Below are 13,201 nucleotides of genomic sequence, written 5' to 3'. Positions count from 1 at the left end.
CGCGTTCGCCGTCTACGCGGTGCACAAGCACCTGCGCGACGAGCTCAACATGCGCGTGATCGTCAACCAGGTCTACACGCACAACACCATGTTCCGGCGCCCCGGATCAGGCCCCGCCGATTCCCCTGTCCATGCACACCGCAGCAATCCCTGCCGCGTCGTCAACGGAGGTCGAACATGTCGCAGCCCACGGTCGAGGACTTCACCCGGTTCTTCCTCGAGGAGTACGAGCCCGCGTCCGGACCGATCGAGCAGACCGGCGAAATCCCCGCCGACCTGCTGAAGCGGGCGGCCGAGATCGGGAGCTACCGGCTGACGGTGCCCGAAGAGTCCGGCGGCTTCGGGCTGTCCGTCACCGGCTACCTGCCCTACCTCGAGGGAGCGGCGCGGGGCCACGGATCGGGCCGGATGCTGGTGCACCTGACCAACGGCGTGTGGCGTCCGCTGGCGAGGTTCGGGTCCCAGGCCCAGCGGGACCTCATCGCCGGCATGGCGTCGGGTGACGTGGTGATCGCGTTCTGCCTGACCGAGAAGGCGGGTGGCACCGGGCGCGACACGCACTCCGTCGCCCGGCGCGACGGGGACGGCTGGCGGATCAGCGGGGAGAAGCACCTGATCACGTTCGCCGACCGGGCCGATCACTTCATCGTCGTGGTGGCGACCGACGACCGCCGGGCGCGTGACAGCCTGACCGCTTTCCTGGTCCCGCGTGACACCGAAGGCCTGGAGGTCGACGCCACCCAGCGGACCATGGGACTGCACGGCACCGGTCACGCGTGGCTGCGCTACCAGGAAATCCGGGTGGCCGACGAGCATCGCCTCGGTGAGCCGGGGCAAGGCCTCGAGGTCGCGCTGAGCTTCCTCGACTACAGCCGGGTCTCGCTCTCGAACTGCATGGTCGGTCTCGCGCAGCGGGCGCTGGACGAGGCGGTCGCGTTCGCCAAGCGCCGCGTCACCTTCGGCGAGCCGATCGCCGCCCGTCAGGCCATCCAGGGACACCTCGCCGACATGCACGCCGACGTGAACGCCGGGCGCGGGCTCGTGCGCGAAGCGGCGCGGCTGTGCGATGCCGGGGAGGACTACACCGCCGCGGCGGCGACCGCGAAACTCTTCTGCCTCAACATGGTGGGCCGGGTGACCGACTTGTCCCTGCGGGTGCACGGGGGCTTCGGCTACACGACCGAGGCCCCCATCGAACGGATCTACCGGGACGCACGCGGGTTCTGGTTCGAGGAGGGCACGGCGGAGATCCAGCGTCTGGTGGTCGCCCGCCACGTGCTGGGCGGCTGAGGGCGGCCGGGGCGACGGCGTCGCGGGGCCTGGCCTCAGGACGGCCAGATCGTGAGGAGCGCGGCGCGGCGTTCGGTGTCGTCGAGGCCGCGCAGGTCGGCGACGCCGAGTTCGGTGACCACCAAGTCCACGTCGGTGCGCGTGGTCGAGGTGGGTCCGGCGAGACGCTCGACGAGCGTGCTGCGTCCCGCCCGAGACGTCGGGACGGCGATCACGCTGAGACCGCCCACCGAGACGTGGCCCGCGAGGGCGAAGTCCGGGTGGCCGCCGATTCCCGAGATCAGCCGGCCGCCCGCGCGCTCCACGTTCACCGCGCCGGTGTGGTCCACTTCCAGCGCGGCGTTGACCGTGATCAGCGGTCCGCCGCGGGCGTCCGCCGCATGGGTGTGCTCCACCCGGTCGAGAACCGGCCGGCCGTCGGCCCACGCGTAGAGGCGCTCCGTTCCCCAGAGGTAGGCCCCGCTGGGAACCGCGGCCAGCAAGCCGCGTCCGGCGAGCCGCAGGACGGTGTCGGTGATCATGCCGGACCGGATCGCCACCGGTACCTCGAGTGCGTCACCGAGCGCGTCGGCGATCGGTCCCGGTCCGTACTGGAGCGTCGCGCCCGCGGGGACCAGGGGTGCGAGCCGGGCGGCGATCGCCCGGTGGACCTCCCGGGCTTCGGGTGGGGTGACGATGTCCGGGGCACGGTGGCTGCGTGCGACGGCCGTTCCGCGGGACCGCGGTACGGGCGGTTCCCGTGACGCGCGGGGCAGCGCCTCGTTCTCTTCGACCAGCAGCCGCAGATCCGGGCGGTCGAGGAGGCTCCGCATCCACGAGACCTCGCTGCCCCACTCCCAGCCCGACGTGCCCGGGTGCAGCGCGAGCAGGGCGAGGTCGGGCCGCAAGGGTCCGTTCAGCAGTGCGGGTACCCCCGCCAGCCGCTCGGGCACGTACCGCACGGCGCCGCCGGCGATCAGCCGGCGCAGCGCGAACCCGCCCATCATGGAACGGACCTCGTGGAAGTCGCCCGGATCGAACTCCGGGGGCAGGGACACGCACCACCCCAGGACGAGTGAGATCCCGCCGACCTCCCGCGCCGCGGCGCCCAGCGCGGGCAGCAGAGCGGTCGGCGCGCCTGCCCCGTCGCCGACCACGACCCGCATGCCCGGTCGCAACTCCGCCGCGAACGCGGCGGCGGCGTCTTCAAGCATCGCCGGTTCCCGTCGTCAGCACCATGCGCACGAGACCGGCCGGCCGCTCGTCGAGCATCCGGAACGCGTCCGCCGCGTCGTCCAGGGAGGCGGTGTGGGACACGCTCCCGGCCAGGTCGATCCGGCCGGTCGAGGCGAGGTGCACCACGTCGCGCAGGTCGGCGAGACTGGACGAGTACACCCCCCGGACCACGAGTTCGCGGGACTGGAGGGCGACGGCGGGCCCGAGCGTGAGCGGCCCGTCGACCACGGACCCGAAGAGCAGGGTGCCACCGGGCCGCAGCAACCGGACGGCCTGGGCGGGGGCGGCGGGCGCACCACTGAACTCCACGACGGTGTCGAAGCTGCCGTGGCTTGCCCGGAGCCGTTTCACCAGGTCGTCTCCGGCGACCACCGCGTCGAAGCCGCCGGCGTGCAGCCGCTCGGCGCTGCGCTCGGTCCCCGTGACGCCGACGAGAGTGGCGTCCGGCGTCAAGGCGCGCATCAGTTCGAGCACGTGCGTGCCGACGCCGCCGGCGCCCAGTACGCACACGACGGCGTCCGGTGCGATGTCCGCGATCCGCACCGCGCGGTACGCGGTCGCCACCGCGTCGGCGAGGACGGCCGCCGTGGTGGGGGCGATGCCGTCGACGGTCACCGTGCGGGACGCCGGCCAGACCACCTCGTCGGCGAGACCGCCCGGCTCGTGGATGCCCAGGATCCGGCCTCGGGCGCACAGTTCCCCGCGGCCCCCGGCGCAGGTGGCGCACGCACCGCACGGCGCGACGGGGTGGAGCACGACGACGTCTCCCACGCGTGGACCGCGAAGGCCGGTACCGGACCCGGCTTCCAGCACCCGGCCGCAGACTTCGTGGCCCGGGCGGACCGGGTAGGCGGCGTCCGGGGGAAGCCGCATGCCGTGCCACAGGTGCAGGTCCGTGCCGCAGATCCCGCAGGCCAGCACGGCCACGCGGACATCGCCGGGACCGAGCGGCCGGATTCCGGCCCGCTCGTGCTCCACGGTGACCGAGCCCGGGGACACGGCGACGAACCGCCCCACAGCACGGCCGGTCACGCCGGTACCTGACATGAGTCAGCAACGATACGCATCAATTTTCCGTCCCTGCAACTCTTGCTTACCCGAGACAGTCGACTGCTATTGTATGCATAGATAGCAGGGAAACGGAGGACGCGGGACGTGAGCGATTCCGAACGCGACGCGATGCGGCGGCTGGTGCGGGACTTCGCCGAACGTGAGGTCGCCCCGCGGGTCCGTGGGTACGACAACGAAGAGCGGCTGCCGCGCGACATCCTCGAAGCGATGGCGCGCCTCGATCTGTTCGGGGGCATGGTTCCCGAGCGGTGGGGCGGCAGCGGGCTCGACCACGTGCTGTACGCGAACCTGATCGAGGAGATCTCCAGGGTCGACCATTGCCTCGGCGTGCTGATGAGCATGCCCTCGGCCCTCGTCGGCGCGGGGTTGCTCCGGTACGGCACCGACGAACAGCGCAAGCAGTGGCTCGAACCGCTCGCGCAGGGCAGGATCTTCGGCGGTGCCGGGGTGACCGAGCCGCAGTCCGGCAGTGACGTGGCCGGGATGGAGACCACCTACACCCGCGACGGAGACGGCTTCGTCGTCAACGGCGCGAAGACGTGGATCTCGAACCTCGACATCGCCTCGTTTTTCGTCACCTTCGCGTCGCGAGACCGGTCCCTGAGGCATGGCGGTATCACCGCCTTCGTGATCCCGCGCGACACCCCGGGGGTCTCGGTCCACCCCTTCAAGAACAAGCTCGGCTTCCGCCCGATCTGCACGGGCGAGCTGGTGCTCGACAACGTGCGGCTCGGCCCCGAGGCGCTGCTCGGCGAAGAGGGTGCGGGGTTCGAGGTCGCCATGACGGCGGTCGAGAAGGGGCGGCTTTCGGTGGCCTCCCGCGCGGTCGGTGGCGCCCAGCTGTGCCTCGAGGCCTGCGTCCGGTACGCGGGCGAACGGGTTGTCGGTGGCTCCCCGATCGGCTCCTACCAGCAGATCCAGAAGAAGATCAGCGACATGGCCACCGAGGTCCAGGCGGCCAGGCTGCTGGTCGAGCACTGTGCGCGGACCCTCGACTCCGGTGCGCGCGGCCGGGTCGAGACGAGCATGGCCAAGATGTACGCCTCGGACGTGTTCCAGCGCGCCGCCACCGAGGCGGTGCAGATCCACGGCGCCTACGGTGTGTCGGACGAGTTCCCGGTCGCTCGTGCCTACCGGGACTCGAAGGTCTTCCAGATCGTCGAGGGCACGAACGAGATCCATCGCGTCGTGATCGCGCGCGAGCTTCTCAGGTCGGGCGGCCGGAAGGGCGGTGCGGCATGATCATCGGGGCGTTGTCGCTGTACAGGCCGGTGTGGGAGCAGTCGGGAAACCGGGTTGCGGGCCAGGACGAGGACGTGCTGACCCTGGCGGTCGCCGCGGCTCGCCCGCTGGCCGAGCGTCATGCGGTCGAGCGCGTCGTCGTGGTCACCGGCACGCCGGACGTGGTCGTGGGGTTCGGCACCGGGGTCGTGGCCCGCGCGCTCGACCTCGCGGAGGACGCGCCGGTCGAGCTGCGGCTGGGTGGTGCCCCCGCACTGCTCGACGCCGTGCTGTCGGCCGGCCCGGGGTCGCTGGTCGTCGGGGTGGACCTCACCGGACACGCGGCCGCGTCGGGGGCCGCCTGGGTGACCGACGGTCCGGGCGCCGAGCTGACCGCGGCGGGCCGGGTCACCGGATCATTGCCCATGCGGGTCCGCGCGGTCGGTGCGGACCACACCACGACCTACGGCGACGGGCGGGTCGAGCGCGAGCTGGCCACCGTTCCCCTGGTCGGCCGGCTGCGCTCGGCGGACGCCCCGCTGGTCGTGGGGATTTCGCCGGGGGAGGCCCGCCGGCTGGGAGCCCGTTCCGCGGCGTTGCCCGCACCGGGCCCGGCGGGCGTGTTGTTCGCGTTGGCCGAGGCGTCTTCCGGGCCTGGTGGGACGGTGCGCGTCGTGGCGCTCGACGCCGCCGGTGGAGCCGCCGCGGACTTCCGGCCCGGACCGGTCGAAGTGGTCCGCGACGAGCGCCCGGCGCTTTCCGTGGACGAGCGGCCGGCGGTGGGGGAGGACGTGGTCATCCCCTTCTCCATGCCCGCGTACGCCAGGGCGTTCGACGCGAAGATCGGCATGGTCGCCGCGACGTGCAGCTGCGGCGAGACGAGTTACCCCCCGCGTCAGGTCTGCCTGAACTGCGGGCGGTACGACGACACCAGGCCGACCCCGCTGCGCCGGACGGGCGAGGTCTACACCTGCGTGAAGGTGCACGTGCCGATCCCGGGTGTCGCCGGCCCCTACGGCCTGGCGATCGTGGCGCTGGACGACTCGCCGGTGCGGGTGCTGGCCCAGGTCGCGGACGTGGGGCGGCGCGAGACGGGGATCGGCGAGCGGGGCCGCCTGGTCCTGCGGAGGGTCGCGGTGCGCGAGGGCGTGCCGGACTACGGGTACGCGTTCCGGAGCGAGTTCGACGCGGCCGGGAAGGGAGTGCCCGCATGAGGGACGTGGCCGTCGTCGGGGCCGGGATGGTGCCGTTCGGGGAGCGGTTCGACCAGGGGATGAAGGAACTCCTCCCCGTCACGCTGCGGAACGCGCTGGCGTCGGTCGACAAGGGCATGGCCAAGCCGGAGATCCAGGCCGCCTGGTTCGGCCAGCTGCAGACCTCCGACGGGCATCCCGCGGGGGTGCTCGCGGACTCCTGCGGCCTGCTGGACATCCCGGTCACCCGCATCGAGAACCAGTGCGCCACCGGCAACGACGCCGTCCGTAACGCCACGCTGGCGATCGCGAGCGGCGCCGTGGACGTCGCGCTGGTCATCGGCGCGGACAAGACGAGGGAGACGCCTTCGGTCTCGACTTTCTGGGACTGGATGGGGCTGGCCCGCGACCGTGGGTGGGACTACCCACTGGGACTGATCGCGCCGGCGAACTTCGCGCTGCACGTGGCCCGGTACATGCACGAGCACGACGTGGCACCCGAGCACCTGGCCATGGTGGCGGTGAAGAACCACCACAACGCCGTCACCAATCCCGTCGCGCACCTGCGCATGGAGGTCACCGTCGAGCAGGTGCTGGCGGCGCCCCGGGTCGTCGGTCCGTTCGGGGTCCTCGACTGCACGCCGCAGAGCGACGGGGCGGCGGCGCTGCTGCTGGCCGGTGGTGAACTCGCCGACCGCTACACGGACCGCCCGGTGTGGGTCCGCGGCGTGGGACTCGGCCTTGATCGCGTCATGCACGCGCACAAGACCGACATGACCTCGTTCCCCGCGACCGTCAAGGCGGCCCGGGCGGCGTTCGCCATGGCCGGGATCGGTCCGTCGGACATCGACGTCGCCGAGGTGCACGACTGCTTCACCGGCGTCGAGCTGATGAACTACGAGGACCTGGGCTTCTGCGAACGCGGCCAGGCGAAGAAGCTCATCGAGTCCGGGGCGACCGAGCTCGGCGGCAGCCTCCCGGTGAACCCCAGCGGCGGGCTGAAGGCCAAGGGACATCCCCCGGGCGCGACGGGGGTGGCCCAGTGCGTGGAGCTGTTCGAACAGCTCCGCGGACAGGCGTGCAACCAGGTGGGTACGCCGCGGTGGGCCCTGGCCCACAACGTCGGTGGTCCGACGGCGGTCTCCGCCGTGACGATCCTCGGAGCGGCTCGTGACTGATCAGCGTTGTGTCGTCGTCACCGGCGCGGGCCAGGGGCTGGGGCGTGCCGTGGCCGAGGCGTTCGCCGCGCGGGGCGACGCGGTCGTCGTCTCGGACATCGTCATCGAGGCCGCCGAGACGGTGGCGGCCGGGGTCCGGGACCGCGGCGGGTCGGCCGTGGCACAGGTGTGCGACGTGGCCGACGAGGCTTCCGTCGCGGACCTGTCGGCCCGGGTCCTGGCCGAGTACGGGGTACCGGCGGTCTGGGTCAACAACGCCGGCCTGACCCGTCCGGCCATGCTGCACAAGATGACGGCCGACGACTTCGACCTCGTCCTGCGGGTGCACGCCCGCGGCACGTTCCTCGGTATCCGTGAGGCGGCCCGGCTGATGCGGGAGACCGGTGACGGGGTGATCCTCAACGTGACGTCCTCGGCCGGGCTCCAGGGCACCATCGGGCAGATCAACTACTCGGCGGCCAAGGGGGCGATCATCGCGATGACCAAGTCCGCGGCGAAGGAACTCGCCCGCCACGGCATCCGCGTCAACGCCGTCGCACCGGTCGCGGCGACGCCGATGACCGCGAAGCTGCGTACGGACGAGAAGCTCAGCGCCAAGTTCCTGGACCAGATTCCCCTGCGGCGGTTCGGCACCCCGGAGGAGATCGCCGCCGCGTTCACCTACCTCGCGAGCCCCTCGTCGAGCTACGTCACCGGTCAGGTGCTGAGCATCGACGGCGGCCTGTACATGGCGAGCTGACGATGGACCTGGAGCTCACCGCGGAGGAGCAGGCGTTCCGGAAGCGCCTGGAGGACTGGCTGGGCACGGTCGAAGTCCCGGCGGGACTGCGCGACTACGGGTCGACACCGACGGCCGACGACATCGACGCCGGCCGGGCCTGGCAGGAGCTGCTGGTCGAGGGAGGCTGGGCCGCGCTCTCCTGGCCGGCGCCGCACGGCGCCGGGGCCACTCCGTCCGAGCAGGCGCTGTTCGCGGAGGCGCTGGCCCGCCGCGGACTGCCCCGGCAGCTGAGTTTCGTGAGCATGGAGCTCGCCGGCCCGATCATCATCGCGTTCGGCAGGCCGGAGCAGCAGGGCGCCTACCTCGAGCCCATCCGGCGGGGCGAGGCACTCTGGTGCCAGCTCTTCTCCGAGCCGGGCGCCGGATCGGACCTCGCGGGCCTGTCCACGCGCGCCGACGCCGCCGAGGGCGGTGCCTGGCGGGTGAGCGGCCAGAAGGTCTGGACCAGTGGGGCGCACTACGCGCACTACGGCCTCCTGCTCGCCCGCACCGACCGTGAGGCCGGGCGCCATCGTGGCATCACCTGCTTCGCGCTGCCGATGGACCGCCCGGGCGTGACGGTGCGGCCGATCCGGCAGATGGACGGGGAAGCCAAGTTCAACGAGGTCTTCCTCGACGGGGTCCGCGTCACCGAGGCCGACGTCCTCGGTGAGGTGGGTGGCGGCTGGGCGGTCGCGCTGTCGGTGCTCGGCCGGGAACGGCGCATGCTCGGGGCCGTGGCGATCGGCCTGGGCGCCGGGCTCGCGGAGATCCGCCGGATCGCCGAAGACCAGGGCCGGGCGGATGCCGTCTTCCGGGCCCGCTGGGCGGCTCTCTGGGGCCGGGTCCAGCTGCTGCGGTGGACGTGGTTCCGGCTGCTGTCCGACGACCGCGGCCCGGCGACGGATCCCCGGATGTCGGTGCTGAAGCTGACCTCCTCCGAACTGCAGCAGCAGGTGGCCGCGCTCGCGGCCGACGTATGGGGGCCCGCGTTCGTTTCGGGTGCGGACTCCGAGTCCTGGCGGCACCGGTTCCTGGCCGCCCACGGCGCCACGATCGCCGGCGGGACCTCGGAGATCCAGCGGTCGATCCTCGGCGATCGGGTGCTGCGCCTGCCGCGCTGACCGACGCCACCCGCACCGACCGACGACAGACAAGGAGCACGACCGCATGGGAGCGATCGACTACTGGTGCAACCTCTTCACCCCCGAGGGCATCAAGCACACCTTCGAGGACCCGCCGGAGGTGGCCGACGTCGTGAAGTGGTGGGGACTGCGGTTCACCGGGAAGACGCCCGGGGAGTTCACCAGCCACCTCGACGACGCCGGCGTCGACGTCGTGCTCATCCCCTCGGCCAAGATGGCCTCGTACGAGACGTCCCAGCTGATCTGGGACGTGCGCGAAGAGGACGTCGTCGCGGTGGCCGAGGCCATGCCGGGCCGGGTGAAGGGGCTGTTCGGGATCAATCCCCGCGAGGGCATGCAAGGGGTGCGCCGCCTGGAGGAATGGGTGCGCACCGGCCACTTCGTCGGTGCCCACCTGCACTGCTACGGCTTCGGGCTCCCGGTCAACCACCGGCGGTTCTACCCGTTCTACGCGAAGTGCGCCGAGCTCGGCGTGCCCGTGGTCATGCAGGTCGGGCACTCCGCGGAGCGGATGCCCTCGGAGCTGGGGCGGCCGATCCACCTCGACGACATCGCGCTCGACTTCCCCGAGCTGACGATCGTCGGCGCCCACACCGGCTGGCCCTGGGTGGAGGAGTTGCTGGCCCTGGCGTGGAAGCACCGCAACGTCTACGTCGGCACCTCGGCCCACCACCCGCGCTACTGGGACCCGAGCATGGTCCGGTTCGCGAACTCGCGAGGCCGGGGGAAGGTGCTGTTCGGCACCGACTACCCGGTGATGGACTACCGAGACGCGCTCAAGGCGATCGCCGAGCTGCCGCTCAAGGACGAGGCCCGTGAGCTCGTCGTCGGCGGGGCGGCGCGCCGGGTCTTCGGGCTCGGCTGACCGACGCGCGACGCCTCCCGGGTCACTTCCCGGACTCAGTGCTCACGACGTGGAACGGGGTGCACCGGACCGATGCAGTTCTCGCTGACAGCCGACCAGAAGATGCTCCGGTCGGCCACCACCGGCTTGCTGAAGGACCGGGCTTCGCTCGCCGCGACGCGCGCGCGTGCCGACGCGGGTGAACCCCCGGACCCCGGCGTGTGGGCTGCTCTGCTGGAAATGGGCGCCGCGACCGTCGATCTGGCCGAGGAGCACGGGGGCACCGGGCTGGGTGCCGTCGAGCTCGCCGTCGTCCTGGAACAAGCGGGTGCCGTCCTGTATCCGGGACCGCTGCTGGCTTCCACCGGGTTCGCGGCCGGCCTGGTGGCCGGCGACGACGAAGCCTCGGCCGGGTGGACGCGGCGGCTGGCCGGGGGCGCGGTGGCGGCCGCCGCGGTGCCCGACCGGCCGGCCTGGTGGGCCGCGGCGGCCGTGACCACGACGGCGCACCACCTCGACGGCGCCTGGCGCCTGCGGGGGGTCAAGGAAGCCGTTCTGCAGGCGGATCAGGCCGACGTGCTGCTGGTGGCGGCCCGGATCGAGACCGGCGTCGCGCTCTTCGCAGTGCGCCCCGACGACGCCGCGATCGAAGTGCTGCCGGCTCTGGACCCCGCCCGTCCGCTCTGCCGCGTGACCCTCGACGGGGCACCGGCCGAGCTGCTGCTGCCCGGCGCGGAGGACCGCATCCGGCGGGCCGGGCTGCGTGCCGCGACGGCGCTCGCGGCCGAGTCCGTCGGCGCCGCTCGGGCCGCGTTGGACCTGACCGTGTCGTACGCCGGTGCGCGCCGGCAGTTCGGGCAGCCCATCGGCGCGTTCCAGGCGGTGAAGCACCGTCTCGCCGATCTCCTCGTGGAGGTGGAGCTCGCGACTTCCGCGGTCTACCTCGCCGCGTGTCACCTGGCGGCGGGCGATCTCGAGGCCGCCTCGGCGTCCGCGCCGCTGGCAGTGCACGCGGCGACGGAGACTCTGGTCCGCGCGGGCGCGGACGCCGTTCAGCTCCACGGAGGCATGGGCTTCACCTGGGAGAGTCCTTGTCATCGGTACGTCACGTGGGCGCAGACCAGCCGCTGGCTCCTCGGCCCGGACGCCGCACGGCTCGAGGAGATGTACGACCGTGCGCACCTGATGACCACCTGACCGGCCGCCGGTGGGGGAGGTGCACCGTCACCCGAGCGCCCGGGCCACCGCGCGGATCGTGCGCTCGGGGTCTCCGCCGCGACCGGCCGGAACCGGCTGGACGATGATCTCGTCGGCGCCCTCGGCCAGGTAGGCGCGCAGCGGAGCCTCGATGTCGCTCGCGTCCCGGCCGAGGACGAGGACCTCGTCGAGCAGGCGGTCGCTCACCGCGTCGACTGCACCGGCCCGATCGCGGGCCTGGAAGGCGGCGGTGACCTGGCGCACTTCGTCCTCGAACCCCGCGGAGGCGAAGTAGCGGCCGTATGGCGGGGAGACGACGTACTCGACCAGTTCCTTGCGCACCTCCTCGCGGGCCAGTTCCGGCGTCTCGGTGACGGCGACGTAGACCCGGGCGACCAGGCGGACCTCGTGCGGCTCCCGGCCGTGGCGCCGGACCGCTTTGGTGAAGGTGGTGTGGAAGGCCGACAGCACGCGGGGCGAGAGCCAGGTGACGATGAGCGCGTCCGCCACCTCGGCGGCGAGATCGACCATCACGGGACCCATGCCGCCGATCGCGATGCGGACCTGCGGCGCGGGACCCGAGAGCAGCCGGAATCCCGAGGAGCGCCGGGCCGAGCCGTCGACGGACGTACGCTCGCCCGCCAGCGCCTGGCGGAGGATCTCGATCGTCTCCCGCGTGGTCGCGGCGGGTTTCGAGAACCGCCTGCCGTGCCACTTCTCGACGATCACCTGCCCGCCCGCCCCGATCCCGAGATGGACGGCGCGCCCACCGCCGAGCTGACTGATCGTGGCGGCCATCATCGCCAGCAACGCGGGGGTCCGGCTGTAGACGGGCACGATCGAGGTGCCGACCTCGAGCGGTGTCGTGCGAGCGAGCACCGCGCCCAGTGCCGCGGCGTCGAGGCCACCGGTCTCCGCGAGCCACACCCGGCGGTAACCACATTCGACCATGACGTCGGCGAGCCCGAGGAGTTCCTCCGCATCGTGGATGTTCGACAGCATCACCGACGTTCCGGACAGCTCGCCCATGCGTTCCTCCGCTTTCGGGACCCTAGCTACTGACGTTATTGTATGCATGAATACGGGGCTGCGGCAGTGCTTGCTTCTTGGTGGGGGAAGTCCCCGCCGAGGATGGGTGGCTATAGTAAGTTCAATAGCTTTGGTAGTAGTTCGACCTCGCTGTCGGGAAGGTGCGCGCGTGTCAGCATCATCGGATTTGACGCGGGGGTCGGTCCGGAACGTCCGCTCGCCCAAGACCTCCGAGCGGGTGGCTCGCGAGCTCGTCAACCACATCGTGGACAACAACCTCGCCGAGGGGACCAAACTGCCCAACGAGCGTCAGCTCAGCGAGGTCTTCGACGTCGGCCGGACCACGCTGCGCGAAGCGATGCGGCTGCTCGAGACGCGTGGTGTCATCACCATCAAGTCCGGCCCGGGTGGCGGGCCGGTGGTCCGCCGGCCCCGGCCCGACGACCTGCGGGAATCGTTGACGCTCCTGCTCCAGTTCGCCGGGAGCTCCCTGACCGACGTCCTGGACGCGCGGCTGGCTCTCGAACCGATGATGGCCGGCCTCGCCGCGCGGCGCGTGAGCGCCGAGCAGGTCGCGGAGCTGCGCCGCAGCATCGAACGCATGCGCGAGAACGCGGCTGACCAGGCGCTCTTCCTGGAAGAGAACCGGAAGTTCCACTCCCTGGTCGCGGAGGCGGCGGGCAGCAGCGTGCTTTGGGTGTTCACCGAGACGCTCAAGTCCATCGCCGACGGCGGAGAACTGGGAGTGGAGTACACGCCGCGTCGTCGTGAAGCGGTGGCCGCCGCGCACGAGAAGATCGTCGACGCGCTCGCCGCCGGCGACTCGCAAGCGGCGGAGGACGCGATGCGCGGGCACCTGGACGAGGCGGGCGATTACTGGCGCCGCAAGTATTCCGAGCTGACCTCCCGCGGCGTGCGCTGGCTGCACTGAGACTCGCGACGCGTCCCCTGCGGCGCGGCAAGTCCTGCGACCTCGCGTGTGCTGGTTCCCGCACGCGAATCGTAGCCGGGCGCACATCCTGAGTCTTGGGTCGCGTTCCCTGGTACCCCCTGGTGCG

At 72.0% G+C, this 13,201-nt stretch carries 12 protein-coding genes; 9 read left to right on the top strand and 3 right to left on the bottom strand.

Annotated elements, in window-relative coordinates; translation table 11 throughout:
* Positions 1-177: 177 nt before the first annotated feature.
* Positions 178-1,290, top strand: coding sequence for an acyl-CoA dehydrogenase family protein (locus tag ACWED2_RS39200; RefSeq protein ID WP_449695582.1), 1,113 nt, complete (start codon positions 178-180; stop codon positions 1,288-1,290).
* A gap of 35 nt (positions 1,291-1,325) precedes the next feature.
* Here the strand turns inward: ACWED2_RS39200 and ACWED2_RS39195 are convergent, their stop codons facing one another.
* Complete coding sequence (locus ACWED2_RS39195; RefSeq protein ID WP_449695581.1) at positions 1,326-2,483, bottom strand: acetyl-CoA hydrolase/transferase C-terminal domain-containing protein; 1,158 nt, start codon at positions 2,481-2,483, stop codon at positions 1,326-1,328.
* Positions 2,476-3,537 (bottom strand): alcohol dehydrogenase catalytic domain-containing protein, encoded by a 1,062-nt coding sequence (locus ACWED2_RS39190; protein ID WP_449695580.1) that lies wholly within the window; start codon positions 3,535-3,537, stop codon positions 2,476-2,478. The genes ACWED2_RS39195 and ACWED2_RS39190 overlap by 8 nt, the downstream gene beginning before the upstream one ends.
* Before the next feature lie 123 nt (positions 3,538-3,660).
* Between ACWED2_RS39190 and ACWED2_RS39185 the strand changes: the two genes are divergently transcribed.
* From ACWED2_RS39185 to ACWED2_RS39155, 7 genes are all read left to right on the top strand, one after another.
* Positions 3,661-4,818 (top strand): acyl-CoA dehydrogenase family protein, encoded by a 1,158-nt coding sequence (locus ACWED2_RS39185; protein WP_449695579.1) that lies wholly within the window; start codon positions 3,661-3,663, stop codon positions 4,816-4,818.
* 11 nt (positions 4,819-4,829) lie between these two features.
* The gene (locus tag ACWED2_RS39180; protein ID WP_449695578.1) at positions 4,830-6,011 is read left to right on the top strand and encodes a hypothetical protein; all 1,182 of its coding nucleotides are present in this window, start codon (positions 4,830-4,832) and stop codon (positions 6,009-6,011) included.
* Entirely contained in the window at positions 6,008-7,168 is a 1,161-nt protein-coding gene (locus tag ACWED2_RS39175) for a thiolase C-terminal domain-containing protein (protein ID WP_449695577.1), read from the top strand. Before ACWED2_RS39180 ends, ACWED2_RS39175 begins: the two co-directional genes overlap by 4 nt.
* Positions 7,161-7,907: an SDR family NAD(P)-dependent oxidoreductase gene (locus tag ACWED2_RS39170; RefSeq protein WP_449695576.1), complete on the top strand. Its 747-nt coding sequence runs from the start codon at positions 7,161-7,163 to the stop codon at positions 7,905-7,907. The genes ACWED2_RS39175 and ACWED2_RS39170 overlap by 8 nt, the downstream gene beginning before the upstream one ends.
* 2 nt (positions 7,908-7,909) lie before the next feature.
* Positions 7,910-9,052: an acyl-CoA dehydrogenase family protein gene (locus tag ACWED2_RS39165; RefSeq protein ID WP_449695575.1), complete on the top strand. Its 1,143-nt coding sequence runs from the start codon at positions 7,910-7,912 to the stop codon at positions 9,050-9,052.
* Between the two features lie 46 nt (positions 9,053-9,098).
* A complete protein-coding gene (locus ACWED2_RS39160) occupies positions 9,099-9,938 on the top strand; it encodes an amidohydrolase family protein (RefSeq protein WP_449695574.1) in 840 nt (279 codons plus the stop codon).
* 72 nt (positions 9,939-10,010) lie between these two features.
* Positions 10,011-11,114, top strand: a complete 1,104-nt coding sequence (locus ACWED2_RS39155) for an acyl-CoA dehydrogenase family protein (RefSeq protein WP_449695573.1) — start codon at positions 10,011-10,013, stop codon at positions 11,112-11,114.
* Positions 11,115-11,141: 27 nt separating this feature from the next.
* On the opposite strand, the gene ACWED2_RS39150 is transcribed toward ACWED2_RS39155, so the two are convergent.
* Positions 11,142-12,143 (bottom strand): LLM class flavin-dependent oxidoreductase, encoded by a 1,002-nt coding sequence (locus ACWED2_RS39150; protein ID WP_449695572.1) that lies wholly within the window; start codon positions 12,141-12,143, stop codon positions 11,142-11,144.
* Positions 12,144-12,312: 169 nt separating this feature from the next.
* Between ACWED2_RS39150 and ACWED2_RS39145 the strand changes: the two genes are divergently transcribed.
* The gene (locus ACWED2_RS39145; protein WP_449695571.1) at positions 12,313-13,074 is read left to right on the top strand and encodes a FadR/GntR family transcriptional regulator; all 762 of its coding nucleotides are present in this window, start codon (positions 12,313-12,315) and stop codon (positions 13,072-13,074) included.
* Positions 13,075-13,201: the final 127 nt, after the last annotated feature.

This window comes from Amycolatopsis sp. NPDC005003 (genome assembly GCF_053600695.1).
Note: the sequence above shows the minus strand (reverse complement) of the source record. Positions and strands in the feature narration are given on the sequence as shown.

Coding starts and splice junctions, on each gene's coding strand:
- ACWED2_RS39200 (WP_449695582.1), top strand. CDS start 178: ATGTCGCAGCCCACGGTCGAGGACTTCACCCGGTTCTTCCTCGAGGAG.
- ACWED2_RS39195 (WP_449695581.1), bottom strand. CDS start 2,483: ATGCTTGAAGACGCCGCCGCCGCGTTCGCGGCGGAGTTGCGACCGGGC.
- ACWED2_RS39175 (WP_449695577.1), top strand. CDS start 6,008: ATGAGGGACGTGGCCGTCGTCGGGGCCGGGATGGTGCCGTTCGGGGAG.
- ACWED2_RS39165 (WP_449695575.1), top strand. CDS start 7,910: ATGGACCTGGAGCTCACCGCGGAGGAGCAGGCGTTCCGGAAGCGCCTG.
- ACWED2_RS39160 (WP_449695574.1), top strand. CDS start 9,099: ATGGGAGCGATCGACTACTGGTGCAACCTCTTCACCCCCGAGGGCATC.
- ACWED2_RS39155 (WP_449695573.1), top strand. CDS start 10,011: ATGCAGTTCTCGCTGACAGCCGACCAGAAGATGCTCCGGTCGGCCACC.
- ACWED2_RS39150 (WP_449695572.1), bottom strand. CDS start 12,143: ATGGGCGAGCTGTCCGGAACGTCGGTGATGCTGTCGAACATCCACGAT.